At 45.5% G+C, this 913-nt stretch carries 1 protein-coding gene; it reads right to left on the bottom strand.

Annotated features, from left to right (window positions below):
• Positions 1 to 753 (bottom strand): protease HtpX (htpX, locus tag A3735_RS06175; RefSeq protein ID WP_197485700.1); only part of this gene is annotated, 753 nt, incomplete at its 3' end.
• Positions 754 to 913 lie beyond the last annotated feature (160 nt).

Below are 913 nucleotides of genomic sequence, written 5' to 3'. Positions count from 1 at the left end.
TTTATCGTATTCAGCCTGCAGGCGTGCAAGTGCGCTGACCATCGCAGCGGGGTTAACTAGCTCCGCTCCCGCTATATCTGCTCGATATTCTCTACGGCGGCTAAACCAGAAAACAATCGTGCTAGCGAGCACTCCTAATATCATCTCTGCGACGAAGGTGGCGATAAAAAAGCCCATGCCGTGACCGCTTTCATTTTTGAATACTGCTCTATCAACAAAGCTACCGATAATTCGCGCAAAGAACATAACGAATGCGTTTACGACTCCTTGGATAAGGGTGAGGGTAATCATATCACCATTTGCGACGTGCCCGATTTCATGCCCAAGTACAGCCTTAACTTCCTCACGGCTCATTTTATTGAGTAAGCCTGTGCTTACGGCGACTAAGGCGTTATTTTTATTCCAGCCGGTTGCGAAAGCATTAGCTTGTGCGCTGTTAAATACGCCAACCTCAGGCATACCGATATTGGCTTTTTGAGCAAGATCCTGGACGGTGGTATAGAGCCATTTTTGGTCAGCGTTTTGTGGCTCCTCAATCACTTGAACTCTCATGCTGCGCTTTGCCATGAATTTTGACATCAGCAGCGACACGATTGAACCTGCCATACCGAATATCAGGCAGAAGACAAGGAGGTTATTGTAGTCCAGACCCTGAGCGGTCATGTAACTGCCGACCCCGAGTAGGCTAAGTGTGAAGCTAGCGACTAATACAACGGCTAAGTTTGTGGCCAGGAATAAAAATATTCTCATCATTTTGGTTTATCTCATGTGTGGTGTTATCTGAGAATATATGGACTGAGTGAGAAAGTTCAAGCCTTTTAAGGCTCAAGATGGAGTAGGTTTAATGTAATGAGAGCGGTATATCAGGCATAAAAAAGGCGATCCGAAGATCGCCTTTTTAATTTTTTACTAT

The organism is Oleiphilus sp. HI0061, from assembly GCF_001635675.1.
The sequence above is the reverse complement of the archived record's forward strand: the minus strand, read 5'-3'. Positions and strand labels throughout refer to the sequence as shown.